This is a genomic window from Collinsella sp. AF08-23, assembly GCF_003479805.1.
Taxonomy (GTDB): Bacteria; Actinomycetota; Coriobacteriia; order Coriobacteriales; family Coriobacteriaceae; genus Collinsella.
On the sequence record NZ_QUHV01000013.1, the window covers coordinates 1 to 13,646 of the forward strand.

A 13,646-nucleotide genomic window follows, 5' to 3' on the forward strand; every position below is an offset into this window, starting at 1 on the left:
GGAGAGCATTTCCCAGTTGACAAAACTATAGGAACACCCCCTCGTAAATATGGGAATAGTCGCCAGGGAGTAGCGAGAAGCGGCACCGTCCAAGCCCCTGACCTGCGGAGAGGTCGGGGGCTTATCTTTTTTGGCAACCTCTGGGCAACCTTTGCGGGCACGAGGCCTGAAAAATAGAGATAAGGATTCTCGCGAGCTTCCTTCAGTTCGCCAAAAGAAGTGAATGGGCACCAGGATCGGTGTAAGGCATTATGCAACGAAGGATATATCGTTGCATTATAATATGCAGCGAAAATCGTTTCGACGCATTATCATTCAGGCGAAGGGGAGGACCCATGCGAGAAACCAGGACCCTTGAATTCAAGGAATCGGTCACCAAGACGTTCCTCAAGACTGTAAGCGCCTTCGCAAACTACGGTACAGGGCGTATCTTGTTCGGGGTTGACGACTCGGGCATCACGGTCGGCCTCGCAGATCCGTCGGCGGACGCGCTTCGAATCGAAAACATGATCAACGACTCGCTCGACCCCGTTCCGCGCTACACCCTTAACATCGATGAGGCCAATTAGACCGTCTGTCTGACCGTGAACGAGGGGAGGTCGAAGCCGTACTACTGCAACCGGAGGGCCTACCGAAGGGCGGATTCAGCGACTATCGAGGTTGACAGAACCGAGCTCGGCAGGCTGGTGCTCGCAGGGCAGAACCTCAGCTTTGACGAGCTTCCGTCCTCCCGCGCCGATTTGTCGTTCTCGCTTTTGGCGGAGCGCTTCATGAGACATCTCGGGTTGACCGCCTTCGATGACAACTCCCTTCGGACCCTCGGTCTCCTCGGGGTAGACGGGGCGTACACCATCGCCGGGGAGATCCTTGCTGACGACAACGCCCTCTCGGGGATCGATGTCGTGAAGTTCGGCTCGAACATCAGCGAGCTGCTCGACCGCAAGGCCGTCGAGGGTTGCTCGGCACTCGAGCAATACGACGCGGCACTTGAGATGTACGAGCGTTATCTCGTGTACGAGACGGTTTCGCGTGCTGCCAGGGAAAGGGTGGAGCGCGTCCCATTCGAGGCGTTTCGAGAGGCGGTGGCGAACGCGCTCGTCCATCGCGCATGGGATATCCCCGCCAACGTCACCGTTTCAATCTACGACGACCGAGTTACCGTGGTCTCTCCGGGCGGCCTCCCCAGCGGCGTGACCGAGGAGGAGTATCTAGGGGGTGGCGTCTCGGTCCCGAGGAATCCCGTCGTCGCCAACATATTCTTTCGACTTGATTATATTGAGCAGTTCGGGACGGGTATCGTGCGCATCAACGGGGCGTATGAAGGGTTGGCGGTTAAGCCCGCCTTCGATATTCGCGAGAACTCCATCGCGGTGACCCTGCCCTTCGAGACGGCACGGCCGGAGGGGGTGACCCTCGATGAGCGCAAGCTCATGGATGAGATGAGTCGGAGCATCCTGATGACCCGTGCGGAGATCGGGCTCCGGAGCGGCTTCAGCAAAGACAAGACCACGCGCATCTTGAACGCCCTCGCGTCGCGCGGCCTCGTTGCGAGGGAGGGCGCTGGCAGGGGGACGCGGTACCGCAGGGTGTAGCGTTTTCCCGTATGCCTGCGTGCCGCAAGCTTGCGGATGGCGCCTGCAGTCCTTTCCGACTGAATTTCTCCAAGTTTGGCCATCTTACGACCTTGTTTTCGCCAATAGAAGTCCACCGACTCTTCGGAGTCCTATCAAGCTGCATCATCGTGAGTAGATGCGGAGAAGTGTGGGCGCAGGCCGCTCGGCCATATCATGGGTGGGTGTCCGCGCTGCCTTTTCAGGTTTGACCCGCTGCTGCAGGAGGGGGACGGATTCTTTCGCTTCTCGGTACATCTCGCGATAGACTCTTTGTTCAGCTTGTGGCATGAGGTTACAATGCTCCTAAAAGTGAAATGAAATTTAAGTTTTAGGAGTAGTAATTGAAAAGCATTATGCTGAAGAAGCGCGCTCGATACCTTGAGGAGGCGATGTTGTTTCGCGATACCGACCTCATCAAGGTGATCACAGGCGTGCGCAGATGCGGTAAGTCGAGTCTCCTCGACCTTATCAGGATGACCATCGAGTCCGAAGAAGTCGTTGGCCGCGGTTTCGTGAACGTCAACCTAGAAAGTAAGAGTACGGGCATCAAGACGGAGGATCAGCTGTACAACCACGTTCGTGATCGCTTGTCGGATGGGGGTCGAACCTATGTCTTCATAGACGAGCCTCAGAGAATCGAGGGCTGGCAGGATGCGGTCAATGCGATGAGGGTTGACTTTGACTGCGACATCTACCTCACGGGCTCGAACGCATATCTTCTTTCGAGCGAGCTCTCTACCTACTTGTCCGGGCGCTACGTAGAGGTAAAGATGTTGCCCCTGTCATTCTCCGAATTCACCGACTTCTGCGGTGTCGAATTCGCATCGGGAAAGTCTGTCGGGATCGCTCTCGGCGGGGAGCCCGTTCTCTTCGATGAGATGCTGACTCGCTACCTCGAGTATGGGGGCATGCCCGCTATTGCATCCCTGACGACGACCCAGGCGCAACACTCGGCGTACATGTCCGGCGTCTATGAGGCAATAGCCGTGCGCGACATCATAAACCGCGAGCGCGGTAAGGGTAAAAGCGTGGTGACCGATTCCTCTTTGTTGCGCCATGTTGCCGAATTCCTGGCTGACAACATCGGAAACGAGTGTTCTTCGAACGGTATCGCCGGCGCGTTGACCTCTGCGGGGTCGAAGACCACTAACAAGACCGTCTCCTCATATGTGACGGCACTCGAGGAGGCATTCCTGTTCTACCGCGCCGCACGTTACGACCTGCACGGCAAGGCGCTCCTTAAGACGAACCCCAAAGAGTACATCGTAGACACCGGTTTCAGGACCTGGATGGCAGGATACAGAGTCACGGATATTGGCCGCCTGTTCGAGAATGCCGTATATTTCCAGCTGCTCTACGAGGGATGGAGCGTGCATGTGGGCAAGCTCTACGGCAAGGAGGTCGACTTCGTTGCAACGAAAGATGGGCGTGTTCTCTACGTGCAGGCGACGGACGAGATGTTCGCCAGTGAGACCAGGGGACGCGAGATTGCTCCTCTGAAGGCGATACGGGACAATCACGAGAAGATTGTGGTCGTGAGGCAGGGTTCCTATGATACTGACATTGACGGCATTCGCATCGTGAGTGCGAGGGACTTTTTCCTTTAGAGGGAGGAAAGCGGCTAAAACGGTATGGCCGCAGCTCCCGCGGAGGGATGCGCGGGAGCTGCGGCTGGAGGTGTCGTCTCTAGTCGAACAAACTCGGCATGTCATCGTCTTTCATGAGGGCGCCGGCGCACGGCAGGCTCTGGGCGGTGAACTTCTCCGCGGAGACGCCGGCGCCCAGCACCTCCTCGACCGTGCTCACGGTAGTGATGGCGCGACCCTTCTTGGCGGTGAACGCCTGGACGCCCTGCGTGCTGGTGGTCGTCTTGGTCTTGAGTAGCGAAGTGTTGAAGTTCATCAGACGGTAGTCGCTCGAGACCAGAGCGATGTCGCGATCCTCCTTGAGCACCTGGGCGTACAGCAGCTTGGACCCGCCGTAGATGGCGTTCTTGAGGCGCTTGCGGTTGGTCTTGGTGACGTACCCGGCCAGCGACACGCGCACCGCGCGCCCGTTCTCAAAGACGAACAGCACGTCGGCCTTGTAGTCCTCGGGGTCGATGACCCAGATCACGCTCTCGTCGGGGTCCATCTCGAGGTCCGTGGCCAGATACGACCCCAGCTGCGCGGACTTGGTGTCCTCGAACGCCGCGACCTTGCACTTATACACCTGGCTCTTGTTGGTGAAGACCAGCAGCTCGTGCGTGTTGGCGGACGGGAACTCGATGAAGGGCTCGTCGCCGTCCTTGTACTTGAGCTCCGCGGCCTTCCGTAGAACGCGGTCCGTCATCTTCTTGAGGTAACCCTCGCGCGAGAGCATGATGGTGACCGGGTACTCCTCGACCTCGGGCTCCAGGCTCACCTCGATGACGTCGGACGGCTCGATGCGGCCCGTGCGGCGCGGCATGACGTACTTCTTGTTGACCGCGGCCAGTTCGTCGCGAATGACCTTCTTGATATTCTCCTCGCTCGAGAGGATCTCCTCGAGCGCGGCGATCTCGGCCTCGAGCTTGGCGATGTCCTTGGTGCGGTTGAGGATGTATTCCTCGTTGATGTTGCGCAGCTTGAGCTCGGCGACGAACTCCGCCTGGGTCTCGTCGATGTCGAAGCCGCTCATCAGGTTGGGGACGACCTCGGCCTCGAGTTTGGTACCGCGGATGATGGCGATGGCCTTGTCGATATCGAGCAGGATGGCCTCGAGGCCGTGCAGCAGGTGCAGGCGCTCGGACTTCTTGCCCAAATCGAAGCTCACGCGGCGGCGCGTGGACTGGATGCGCCACGCAACCCACTCATGCAGGATCTGGCGTACGCCCATAACGCGGGGGTAGCCGTCCACCAGGACGTTGAAGTTGCAGGAGAACGAGTCCTGCAGCGTGGTGGTGCGGTAGAGCTTGGCCATGAGCTTCTCGGGGTCCACGCCGCGCTTGAGGTCGATGGCGATGCGCAGGCCGGAGAGGTCGGTCTCGTCGCGGATGTCGGCAATCTCACGCACCTTGCCCTCCTTGGAGAGCTTGACGATACGGTCGATGATCACGTCGGTTTTGGTGGTGTAGGGGATCTCGTAGACCTCGATGATGCGCTCTTCGGGGACCCAGCGCCAGCGCGAGCGGATCTGGAAGCTGCCCAGGCCCGTCTCGATGATGCGCTCCATCTCCTCGCGGCGGTAGATGATCTCGCCGCCGGTGGAGAAATCGGGCATGGGCATGTACTCGAGCAGGTCGCAGCTGGGGTCCTCGAGGAAGTGCATGGTGGCGGTGCACACCTCGTTGAGGTTGAAGCCGCAGATGTCGGATGCCATGGCCACGCCGATGCCCTTGTTGGCCGAGACAAGGATGTTGGGGAACGTGGTGGGCAGCAGGCGCGGCTCCTTCATGGCGCCGTCGTAGCTGTCGACGAAGTCGACCGGGTCCTTGTCGATGTCCTTGAAGATCTCGGCGCAGATGGGGGAGAGCTTGGCCTCGGTGTAACGCGAGGCGGCGTAGGTCAAGTCGCCCGAGTAGTACTTGCCGAAGTTGCCCTTGGACTCCACGAACGGCGCGAGCAGCGCCTCGTTGCCCGTGGCGAGGCGCACCATCGTCTCGTAGATGGCGGCGTCGCCGTGCGGGTTGAGCTTCATGGTCTGGCCCACGATGTTGGCGCTCTTCTGGCGCTCGCCCTTGAGCAAGCCCATCTTGTACATGGTGTACAGCAGCTTGCGGTGCGAGGGCTTGAAGCCGTCGATCTCGGGGAACGCGCGCGAGACGTTGGTGCTCATGGCATACGGCATGTAGTTGGTCTCGAGCGTCTCCGTGATGGGCTGCGCCGTGACCTCCGAGTGCAGGCCGATGACGTTATCGGTGTTGACCTGCTTCTTCTTGCTTGGGGTGTTGGTTTTCTTCTTAGCCACGATTTCCTCTTGATGATTCCTTTAGGGCCGTTGTGCTGTAGCGCGTGCGGGACTGCTGGATGGCGGGCGGTTTGGCGACGGGCGCGTGGTTCACCACGGGTTCCCGTTCGCCGTGCGCCTCCGCCGCCCGCTCGAACCGCTCTTACTGCAGGTCCAGCTGGTCGAGATACTCCTTGCCGTGCTCGGCGATATGGCGTTTGCGGCCGGCCTCGTCGTTGCCCAGCAGCAGGTTGAACATGGACTCCATCTTGGTCACGTCCTCGGGCTCCACCTTGATCAGGCGGCGCGTCTCGGGGTTCATGGTGGTGAGCCACATCATGTCAGGGTCGTTCTCACCAAGACCCTTGGAGCGGTTGATGGAGCACTTCTGGTCGCCGATTTCGGCCAAGATGCCGTTCTTCTCGAGCTCGGTGTAGGCGAAGTAGGTCTTCTCCTTGCAGTTGATCTCGTAGAGCGGCGACTCCGCGATGTAGACGTAGCCCTCGTCGATGAGCGTGGGCACCAGGCGGTAGAGCATCGTCAGGATGAGCGTGCGGATGTGGTAGCCGTCCACGTCGGCGTCCGTACAGATGATGACCTTGCTCCAGTTGAGGTTGTCCAGGTCAAAGGCGCCCAGGTTCTTGATACGCTTGTCCCTGATCTCCACGCCGCAGCCCAGCACGCGCATGAGGTCCATGATGACGTCGGACTTGAAGATGCGGGGGTAGTCCTCCTTCAGGCAGTTGAGGATCTTGCCGCGGACGGGCATAACGCCCTGGAACTCGGCATCGCGCGAGGTGCGGATGGCGCCCGCCGCCGAGTCGCCCTCCACGATGTAGACCTCGCGGCGGGTCTTGTCCTTGGAGCGGCAGTCGATGAACTTCTGCACGCGGTTGGCCATGTCGGTCTTCTGCTGCAGGTTGGTCTTGATGCTCTGGCGGGTCTTCTCGGCGTTCTCGCGCGAACGCTTGTTGATGAGCACCTGCTCCATGATCTTGTTGGCGGCGTCTTTGTTCTCGATCAGGTAGGTCGCCAGGCGCTCCTTGAAGAACGCCGTCATGGCCTGCTGGATGAAGCGGTTGTTGATGGCCTTCTTGGTCTGGTTCTCGTACGAGGTCTGGGTGGAGAAGCAGTTGGTCACCAGCACCAGGCAGTCCTGGACGTCCTGCCACTTGATGGAGCTCTCGTTTTTGTTGTACTTGCCCTGTTGCTTGATGTAGGCGTCGATCGCGCTGGTGAGCGCGCTGCGGGCCGCCTTCTCGGGCGAGCCGCCGTTCTCGAGCCACGAGGAGTTGTGGTAGTACTCCTGCATCTGGAAGGTGCGCGAGAAGCACAGGCACGCCGTGATCTTGACGTTGTAATCGGGCAGGTCCTCGCGGTCGCGACCGCGGCGCTCCGTCTCGATGAAGAAGGGCTCGGTCAGGTAGTCGGCGCCCACCTTCTCGAGCACGTAGTCCTCAATGCCCTTGGGGTAGCAGAAGTCCTCTTCGGTGAACTCGCCGTCGTCGCCCTCGATGCGCAGGCGGAAGGTCACGTTGGCGTTGACCACGGCCTGGCGGCGCATGGTCTCGCGATACCACTCATGCGGGATGCTGATCGAGGTGAAGACCTCCAGGTCCGGGCGCCACTTGATGGTGGTGCCGGTGCGGTCGCCATCGGCGGGCTCGATCTCGAGCGCCTTCTTCTTGGCGCCCACGACCTTGCCCTTCTTGAAGTGGAGGGAGTACTTGTTGCCGTCGCGCCAGACCGTGACGTCCATGTACTCGGAGGCGTACTGGGTCGCGCAGGAGCCCAGGCCGTTGGTACCGAGCGAGAAGTCGTAGTCGCCGCCCTCGTTGTTGTTGTACTTTCCGCCGGCGTAGAGCTCGCAGAAGACGAGCTCCCAGTTAAAGCGCTTCTCGGAAGGGTTCCAATCGAGCGGGCAGCCGCGGCCGTTGTCCTCGACCTGGATGGAGCCGTCGCGGAAGGCGGTGAGGGTGATGAGCTTGCCGTAGCCCTGGCGCGCCTCGTCGACGGCGTTGGACAGGATCTCGAAGGCGGCGTGCGCGCAGCCGTCGAGCCCGTCCGAGCCGAAGATGACGGCGGGGCGCAGGCGTACGCGCTCCTCGTCCTTGAGCTGACGGATACTGTCGTTGCCATAGTTTGCGGTGTTCTTTGCCATGCTCGCTCTCTCGGTGGTTCCCTTGTGCGTCTTTGCAGCCATGTAAATGAATACCGTAACATAGCGCGGGTCGTATGCGGTACCGTCCAAGCTAAATCCATCGAACAGGGGTTCGCATGGCGAAGGAATGCCGCAACGGCCCCTGGGGCGGGGCTGTCGGCGCGGTGAGCGAGCTGGAATTCGCCTCTGGATACCCTATTTACCGCATGAGCCAGTGCCTGGTTGACCCGAGTTGACTCCCCGAAGCTATGAAGTTGAGGTTTTTCGTATTAGTTTTCGAATTTGCCGAGTATACAGCCTCACTTCAATTCCGTTATCTGGGGTTTTGTGTGCGTGGGTTTGCTCTCTACTCGGCAAAACCGGAATCGAGTACGAAAAACCTCAACTTCTTTTCCAAGGGGCGATGCACGTGCTCTTTGCGAGCGTGAAATCGTGGTATGAGTCCGCGTTGCTAGTTCACTGTGTTCCAGATATCCTCGTCAAACATGTTGGAAATGGCGGAGATGGCGAAAATGGTCTGAATGCCGCCAAGCGAGTTCTTGGAAGACTGGGAGAGCACGTCGCGTGGCGCGGTTTTGTTCCAGGTGACGGCACGCGTGTAGGTTATGCCTTCGGGCTCTGGCACGGGTGAGCAGGGGCCGGAGATGACGCCGATATGGTAGAGGCGTTCGGCGGGGTCGTACATGACGACGGTCGACCCCTGCTCCATGGAATGGGCAAAACGGAATACCTGTCCAACGCTGGTCGCGACCTTCTGCTTGCTTTCGGCGGGGTGCGCCGCAGCGTATACGGCCCTGATTTGGTCGCGGTCCATGTTGGCGATGTCCAGGCCGTTGAAGTCCCAACCAATGCCGATGATGTTGTTCTCGACCCAATCGGTTGCGAACGTTCCTCCGCGCCCCGCGCGAATCATCCAAGCGTTTATGGTGGCGTCCTTTCAGCTGCTGTCTCTACGCCTGCATTATCTCATTGGAGTGAGGCTCGGGACGCATTTCGATAACGTTTAGATTGGGCAGAACGAGGTGAAAGCCGTAACCTTATGACGTGCGTTACACCGAGCCCAGCGCCTCTCCAATCGCCTATCATTGCTGGTAGACAAGCGATAAGGAGACCCTCATGAAAGCCCTGGTACACGACGGCAGCGGACGCATTGCGCTCGAGGATCGCTCCGAGCCGCAACTGCAGGCGCCTACCGACGCCGTCATCCGCGTGACATGCTCGACCATCTGCACGAGCGACCTGCACATCATCCATGGAGCCGTCCCGCGCGCCACGCCCACCACGGTGCTCGGTCACGAGTTCGTGGGCGTGATTGAGCAGGTGGGGGAGGGCGTGCGCAACCTCAAGCCGGGTGACCGCGTGGCCGTGAGCTGCGAGACCTTCTGCGGCGAGTGCTTCTACTGCGAGCGCGGCTGGGTGAACAACTGCGTGGAGGGCGGCTGGGAGCTCGGTTGCTGCGAGGACGGTTGCCAGGCCGAGCTCGTGCGCGTGCCACATGCGGACCGCACCTGCGCCGTCATCCCCGCGGATGTGACCGACGAGGATGCCCTCTTCCTGGGCGACATCGTGGCGACGGGCCATTGGGGCGCAAAGATCGCCGAGATCGAGCCCGGCTTCACGGTCGCCGTGATCGGCGCCGGCCCGGTCGGCCTCACCACCATGATGTGCGCCCGCCTGTTCGACCCCGCCCGCATCGTCGCGATCGACATCGATCCCGCCCGCCTCGCCCTCGCCCGTGAGCGCGGCCTTGCGGACGCCGTGATCGACGCGAGCACCATGGACCTTGCCGCCGTGGAGGCCGCTGTGCGCGAGCTCTCCCACAGCCGCGGCGCCGACAGCGTGATCGAGGCCGCCGGCGGCTCCAACACCTTCGAGATGGCCTGGCGCATCGCCCGCCCGCACGGCGTGGTGGTGCTCTCCGCCATGTACGAGGGCGCCCAGACCCTGCCGCTGCACGAGATGTACGGCAAGAACCTCGTCTTCAAGACCGGCGGCGTCGACGCCTGCAACTTGCGCGAGACCATGCGCCTGGTGCAGGAGGGCCGCATCGACACGGGCTGCCTCATTTCCGGCCGCTACCCGCTCAACGACATCGTGGAGGCGTACCGCGCGTTCGAGGCGCACGAGGACGGCTGCCTCAAGCTGGTCATCACGCCCTGGGAGGATCGATAGATGCTGTACTCACTCGCCCCCATGGAGGGGATCACGGGGTACACATTCCGCCGCGTGCACGCTGAGTGCTTCGGCGCGCTCGACCGCTACTACACGCCCTTCCTCCCACCGCCGCGCGTGGGGTCCCCCTTCGGCGGCAAGAACCTCAAGGAGATCGACCCGGTCAACAACCAGGGCCTGAACGTCGTCCCGCAGCTGCTCACCAAGAACGCCGACGAGTTTGTGTGGGCCGCACGCGAGCTGGCCGAGCTGGGGTATGGCGAGGTTAACCTCAACCTCGGTTGCCCGTCCGGCACGGTCGTCTCCAAGGGCAAGGGCTCCGGCTTCCTGCGCGACCCGGACGCGCTCGAGGCGTTCCTGCGCGACGTGTGCGAGCGCTCGGCCCTGCCCGTCTCGGTCAAGACGCGCCTTGGACTCGAGGACGACTCCGAGTACGGGCGCATCCTCGAGCTGTATTGCACCCTGCCGCTCGCGGAACTCATCGTGCATCCGCGTGTGCAGAAGGACCGCTACCAGGGCAAACCTCGCTGGGAGCCGTATGGCAAAACGCTCGAGCGCGCGCCCTTCCCGGTGGCCTACAACGGCGACATCTTTGGCACGGGGGACATGGATGCGCTCGCGGAAGCGCACCCGCGGACCCGTCATGTGATGCTCGGACGCGGGTTGCTCGCCAATCCGGCCCTCGCGCGCATGCTCGCCGGCGGCCTGGCTGCGAGCGCGGACGAACTCAGACAGTTCCACGACAAGCTGTTCCATGCATACGTCGACGAGATCGGCGGCAACGCGGTCTTCCGCATGAAGGAGTGGTGGTTCTACGCCAAGTGCGCCTTTGCCGACCCCATGGCGGTGCATCGCACGGTGCGGAAGGTCCGGAAGATCAATGAGTATGAGGTTGCGGTTGAAAAGGTGTTCAATACCCAGTCTCTTGCCGCTGTTGCCCGGTTCTCGGGGTAGATGCCCACGGCGGTGGCTTCAAACGGGTTGATTCGTTGCAGCGAGGGCGTCGGAGGTGGTAAACGTGCACCATCAAATAGCAAGTCGGACAAAATAATGAACATCCGTTTATTAAAAAGGTCCGCGCGATGTGGCGTCGAAGGGAAGACCATGCGCATGGATGAGGCGCAACAAAGGGAATACTACGGGCTCCTTCGCGAGCTCATGACGTACGCCAACGAACGCTTGGGCGTTGTGCCGGTTTTCGATGTATTCAGTCCAGCTTGGCCCATTGAACCTGAACTTGAGGAAAAATGCCTGCTCGTGTTGCAGGAGCTGTGGCACACGCCCGACGTAATTGATGACTTTGCGCAAGAGGAAGTCTATCGCTTGTCGGCTTCTGAGCTGAATCTGGTCCGGAGCTGGAAAGATGCCCTGTTTGGCATATACATCGTGCTCGAAGTGCAAGACGGTACTGCCTTGCTCGTGGGCGATGGCATCTTGTTCAGGGTGAGTGGCTTTGGGGAGACCTTGGAGCTCGGATTTCCGGTGCTTCCCGTTTGCGTTGAGGGCGCTTTGCTTCCTTTCGGCGATGTCATCGTGATGCAAGAGCCCATGCGCGTGCATGGGCTGCCCCCTCTGTCAAAAGAGGAAGCGAATGCGTACGCTGCGTCTGTGGAATGCCCTCCCATCTCGGATGCGCGGACGTTCAGACTCACCGCGCGCGCCGAGAAGACGCGCGCCCTCCAAAACAAGATCGATTACTTGCTTAATGATGCCGAGCACGAGGACGAGCCCAGCGAGGGCTTCCATCGCGGCGTGCTCTATGGCCTTCCCGAAGAAAAGCGCGCTGAGCTCGTTGAGCAAGAGGCCGTAGCGCTGCTTGAGTCGCTTGAGGGAGAGGGGGTGGCTGATTGCCAAGTAAAACCCCAGGGGCAGGGGGAATCCACGCCTACGCAGGACTGTGGTGAGCTCGAAGCTATCGGATTCCCGTTGGATCAGGCCGTTCGAGTGATTGAATCGTGTACGTACTTGTACGGTGTGATCGAATTGGCAGAGGCGTACCGCCTGTATGCGGAAATGACGCTCACGCCCATCTCGATCGAAGAATTCAGGGGTGTCGCATCAGGCAGGTATTGGAGTCTGTGCCGCACGGGGCTAGTCTTCCGCCATGGTACCGAGTACGTAGCCAATCGCGTGCTGAGCGTTCCCTGCCTCGTGCACGATGCGGTCAAGGAGTGCGGGGACGGGGCGCTTCTCGGTCTTCTCGCCGCTATGGAAGAGGGCGGTGCGACGGTCGATGAGCTCTTTTATGCGTTGCGCGAGCAGCTCGCCGCACGTCCCGCCAACGACACGACGGCGGCTCGCATCCAGGCTGCCTATGATCGTTTTGAGAGCCAAACCAACGAGTATATCGACCAGCTTATCCAAGAGCACCGTGCCACCCCGCGTTGTCCGCTCAGCTCCGATCTGGTCAAAGACGGATGGCTCGATTTTGCCTGTTCGCTGCCGGAGGCCATAGCACTTAGGAATTTCCTCGATGGCATCGTGCCGGATGGGGAGAACGAATATTTCTTCGCCGATCGCATGGTTGAGGACCTGATGACCTCCGTGGTTGCCACGGGCTCGCTCGGATCTGCCATGCGCGCGTTGAAGCTCTATGGATATCCGCACGAAGCGCCTTCCACGGTGAAGCTCATTCGCCTCGTCATCAATTTCTACCAGGCGCTGCCCTCGTGGGATGATAACGGCTGGTCAAGACGAGAGCACATGGAGCGCCTGACGGGTCGCAAGGTGTTTTACGCGCCGGACGGAAGCGAGATCCGCGTGAGCGACGCAGACCCGTGCCCATGTGGCTCGGGCAAGGCGTATGGGGAGTGTTGCGGAAAGCGGCGCCGACGCATCGTTGGGGCCTCGTGGCAAAGGAACTGAACGAACGTGTAGAGCGTTCATTGCGGATGGGGATGCGGACATTTTCTTAGACAATCCTACACCGCGTAGCCCAGCGCAAGGCGGTCTCGTCGGGCGTCCTCCAGCCAAGTGCCCGCGAGAGGTGGTGGTAGTAGGTGCTCCTGGGGATGTCAAGGAAGCGGGTAATCGTCGACGTCGGAAGACCGGTGGCCCCCTCAATCTCCCGGCGAGCCCGCACCTGCTCCGCATCGGGGTCGAAGGGGGTGCGAGCCTCCCTCTTTTAGGTCGTCCGACACCGCCCTGAGCAGCAGCTTCTCTATCTGGTCGGGAGTCATCTCGGCGAGCGGGCCCGTCTCGGGCGGCTCGTACGGCCCCTTGATCTCGATCTTCCCCACTCGGGCTCCCCTCGGGTCGTGCGGGCGTCGCCGCCCCCGATTCTACCCGAGTCCCAGGGCCTGCCGGTGTAGCTGTGCGGCAGCATCCCCGCGTCCCGGCTTCTGGCGGCCCCTCCCCCGACGCCGACGAACGCCGCGGCCTCGGCGACGGACATGCCATCCTCTCGCGCGAGCAGGAACAGCCCGACCTCCTCTTTGGTGTGCATGCGAACCTCCAGACCAGACACCGTCAAGGTGTCCAACTTTTCGTCCACAGTCCCTTTTGACCACAACCGCCAAAACGAAAAGAAAAAGGTGGAAGACGGCGTGCGTCTTCCACCTTTGCATCCCTGCGAGTGTGCAGACAGACTAGCGGCGCTTCTTTCTTAGGGCCGTTGCGGCGCCAATGAGCGCGGAGGCGCTCAGGGCGACGGGCGTGGCGATAGCGGCGATGTCACCAGTCTGGGGGAGCGGGCCGTTCGTGCCTGCGGGCTTCTTGTTCGGCTTGTTGCCGGTCTCGGGCTTGGGGTCGGGCTGCGGCTGCGGCTCGGGTTCCGGCTGCGGGTCGGGCTGCGG

The 13,646-nt window shown here is 61.0% G+C and carries 10 protein-coding genes; 6 read left to right on the top strand and 4 right to left on the bottom strand.

Going from position 1 to position 13,646, the window contains the following annotated elements; genetic code table 11:
- Positions 1–335 precede the first annotated feature (335 nt).
- From DWV48_RS09300 to DWV48_RS07540, 3 genes are all read left to right on the top strand, one after another.
- Positions 336–569 carry a helix-turn-helix domain-containing protein gene (locus DWV48_RS09300; RefSeq protein WP_199588926.1) on the top strand — a complete coding sequence of 78 codons (234 nt, stop codon included), beginning with the start codon at positions 336–338 and terminating at the stop codon, positions 567–569.
- A 171-nt stretch (positions 570–740) separates the two neighbouring features.
- Positions 741–1,592 (top strand): ATP-binding protein, encoded by an 852-nt coding sequence (locus DWV48_RS07535; protein WP_233546229.1) that lies wholly within the window; start codon positions 741–743, stop codon positions 1,590–1,592.
- 374 nt (positions 1,593–1,966) lie between these two features.
- Positions 1,967–3,220, top strand: coding sequence for an ATP-binding protein (locus tag DWV48_RS07540; protein ID WP_118654249.1), 1,254 nt, complete (start codon positions 1,967–1,969; stop codon positions 3,218–3,220).
- Between the two features lie 79 nt (positions 3,221–3,299).
- Here DWV48_RS07540 and DWV48_RS07545 read toward each other — a convergent pair whose 3' ends face one another.
- The 3 genes from DWV48_RS07545 to DWV48_RS07555 form a co-directional block, all read right to left on the bottom strand.
- Positions 3,300–5,540: a DNA gyrase subunit A gene (locus DWV48_RS07545; protein WP_118654205.1), complete on the bottom strand. Its 2,241-nt coding sequence runs from the start codon at positions 5,538–5,540 to the stop codon at positions 3,300–3,302.
- 142 nt (positions 5,541–5,682) lie between these two features.
- Entirely contained in the window at positions 5,683–7,680 is a 1,998-nt protein-coding gene (locus DWV48_RS07550) for a type IIA DNA topoisomerase subunit B (RefSeq protein WP_118654250.1), read from the bottom strand.
- 451 nt (positions 7,681–8,131) lie between these two features.
- Positions 8,132–8,593: a restriction endonuclease gene (locus DWV48_RS07555; protein ID WP_118654206.1), complete on the bottom strand. Its 462-nt coding sequence runs from the start codon at positions 8,591–8,593 to the stop codon at positions 8,132–8,134.
- A 203-nt stretch (positions 8,594–8,796) separates the two neighbouring features.
- Between DWV48_RS07555 and DWV48_RS07560 the strand changes: the two genes are divergently transcribed.
- The 3 genes from DWV48_RS07560 (at position 8,797) to DWV48_RS07570 (ending at position 12,717) form a co-directional block, all read left to right on the top strand.
- Positions 8,797–9,852, top strand: a complete 1,056-nt coding sequence (locus DWV48_RS07560) for an alcohol dehydrogenase (protein ID WP_118654207.1) — start codon at positions 8,797–8,799, stop codon at positions 9,850–9,852.
- On the top strand, positions 9,853–10,806 hold the full coding sequence (locus tag DWV48_RS07565; RefSeq protein ID WP_118654208.1) for a tRNA-dihydrouridine synthase: 954 nt from the start codon (positions 9,853–9,855) through the stop codon (positions 10,804–10,806). It begins immediately after the preceding gene.
- Positions 10,807–10,956: 150 nt separating this feature from the next.
- On the top strand, positions 10,957–12,717 hold the full coding sequence (locus tag DWV48_RS07570; protein ID WP_158574847.1) for an SEC-C metal-binding domain-containing protein: 1,761 nt from the start codon (positions 10,957–10,959) through the stop codon (positions 12,715–12,717).
- A gap of 722 nt (positions 12,718–13,439) precedes the next feature.
- Here the strand turns inward: DWV48_RS07570 and DWV48_RS09305 are convergent.
- Positions 13,440–13,646 (bottom strand): LPXTG cell wall anchor domain-containing protein (locus tag DWV48_RS09305; RefSeq protein ID WP_199588929.1); only part of this gene is annotated, 207 nt, incomplete at its 5' end.

Bases quoted from the DNA above. Each gene is read 5' to 3' on its own strand.
- DWV48_RS09300 (WP_199588926.1), top strand. From the start codon at position 336: ATGCGAGAAACCAGGACCCTTGAATTCAAGGAATCGGTCACCAAGACG.
- DWV48_RS07540 (WP_118654249.1), top strand. From the start codon at position 1,967: ATGCTGAAGAAGCGCGCTCGATACCTTGAGGAGGCGATGTTGTTTCGC.
- DWV48_RS07550 (WP_118654250.1), bottom strand. From the start codon at position 7,680: ATGGCAAAGAACACCGCAAACTATGGCAACGACAGTATCCGTCAGCTC.
- DWV48_RS07555 (WP_118654206.1), bottom strand. From the start codon at position 8,593: ATGATTCGCGCGGGGCGCGGAGGAACGTTCGCAACCGATTGGGTCGAG.
- DWV48_RS07560 (WP_118654207.1), top strand. From the start codon at position 8,797: ATGAAAGCCCTGGTACACGACGGCAGCGGACGCATTGCGCTCGAGGAT.
- DWV48_RS07565 (WP_118654208.1), top strand. From the start codon at position 9,853: ATGCTGTACTCACTCGCCCCCATGGAGGGGATCACGGGGTACACATTC.
- DWV48_RS07570 (WP_158574847.1), top strand. From the start codon at position 10,957: ATGCGCATGGATGAGGCGCAACAAAGGGAATACTACGGGCTCCTTCGC.